At 36.2% G+C, this 1,978-nt stretch carries 1 protein-coding gene; it reads left to right on the forward strand.

Features of this window, described 5'->3' with window-relative positions; all coding sequences use genetic code 11:
* The first annotated feature begins 128 nt into the window (after positions 1-128).
* The gene (thrS, locus tag MVY38_RS09880) at positions 129-1,904 is read left to right on the forward strand and encodes a threonine--tRNA ligase (protein ID WP_297485725.1); all 1,776 of its coding nucleotides are present in this window, start codon (positions 129-131) and stop codon (positions 1,902-1,904) included.
* Positions 1,905-1,978 lie beyond the last annotated feature (74 nt).

The raw sequence follows: 1,978 nt of genomic DNA on the forward strand, positions 1-1,978 counted from the left end.
AATGAAGTAAAATCAAAATGGTTGAAACGCTACCAACTTCTTGTATCAAATGCATCAAATGGTGCTGTATTAAAAACTGAATTATAGGAATAAAATTGAGCGAAATAGCAATAAAATACAATGATAATATAGTAGATTTACAAACTGCACAGGAGCTTGGACTTAAAGGTGATGCAATAGAGCTTGATAACTCCGTTGAAGCCTTAGAGGTACTAAGACACTCAACAGCACACCTTATGGCACAGGCTATTAAGTCTCTTTACCCTGATGCTGAGTTTTATGTAGGACCAACTGTCAAAGAGGGCTTTTACTATGACTTTAAAACTTCAGAGGAGATAGGGCAAGGAGACTTGAAAAAGATTGAGAAGCAGATGCTCTCTTTTGCAAAGAAAAAGTATCCTATTGAGCGTTATGTTATCTCTAAAGAAGAGGCTCGTGAGAAGTTTAAAGATGACCATCTTAAACAAGCAGTTTTAAATATGATACCTGATGAAGATGTAAGCATCTATAAACAAGGGGAGTTTGAAGACCTTTGTCGTGGACCACATCTTCCTAGTATTGGGCTTATCCGTTATTTTAAATTGACGAAGATTTCTGGAGCTTATTTAGGTGGAAATTCTAAAAATGAAATGCTCACTCGTATATATGGTATTGCGTTTGCAGATAAGGCATTTCTTAAAGCCTATATGGATATGATGGCAGAGGCTGAAAAACGAGACCATCGTAAACTTGGAAACGAGATGAAACTTTTTACTTTTCGTGAAGAGGTTGGGGCTGGTTTTCCTATTTGGCTTCCTGCTGGTGGAAGATTGCGTGCTCGTTTAGAATCGCTTCTTTTTAAAGCACACCGTAAACGAGGCTACGAACCAGTTCGTGGACCTGAAATGTTGCGTTCAGATTTATGGAAAACTTCAGGACATTACCAAAATTATGGTGAAAATATGTACTTTACACATATTGATGAGCTTGAGTTTGGTGTAAAACCCATGAACTGCGTTGGACATATTAAAGTATATGAAGATGAACTCCATTCGTACAGAGATTTGCCAATTAAATATTTTGAGTATGGTGTCGTACATCGTCATGAGCTTACAGGTGCATTGCATGGTCTTTTTAGAGTGCGTGAATTTACACAAGATGATGCACATATTTTTTGTCGTGCTGATCAGATTGAAGAGCAAATTATTGAAGTGGTTGATTTTGTAGATAAAATTATGTCAACTTTTGCGTTTGATTATAAAATGATGATTTCAACGCGTCCAGATAAGGCTGTTGGAAGTGATGAAGTGTGGGAAATTTCTACACAAGCTCTGAAAAATGCTATGGATACAAATGAACTTGCGTATGAAATAGATGAGGGTGGTGGTGCATTTTATGGACCAAAAATTGACATTAAAATTACCGATGCCATTGGGCGTGAGTGGCAATGTGGAACTATTCAGCTAGATTTTAATCTTCCTGAGAGATTTAAACTTGAATATAATGGGGAAGAAAATAATAAAATCCAACCTGTTATGATTCATCGTGCTATTTTAGGCTCTTTTGAACGCTTTATTGGGATTTTAACTGAGCATTATGCAGGAGAGTTTCCTATGTTTATTGCTCCTACACAAGTTGCAATTGTTCCTGTTGCTGAGTCACATAAAGAATATGCTAAGGAATTATCAGATAAACTTATTGACATTAATGCCGATAGTGAAATCTATGCGAAGAATGATTCTTTAAATAAAAGAATTAGAATTGCTGAGAAAACTCGTGTTCCTATGATAGTTGTGATAGGTGATGAAGAGATTGCTAACAACACAGTAGCTATTCGTGACAGACGCACTAGAGAGCAGTATAATTTAAGCGAAGAGGAATTCTTGAAGCTTATACAAACTAAAATAAATGAGGTAAATTTTTGAGTAAAAACAAAGACCGCGTTATCATGAATGATAACATCCGTGTTCCTGAAGTAAGATGTAATGTAGATGGTGGA

Origin of the sequence: Sulfurimonas sp. (assembly GCF_027056685.1) — a bacterium.
In the GTDB taxonomy this organism is placed as follows: Bacteria; Campylobacterota; Campylobacteria; order Campylobacterales; family Sulfurimonadaceae; genus Sulfurimonas.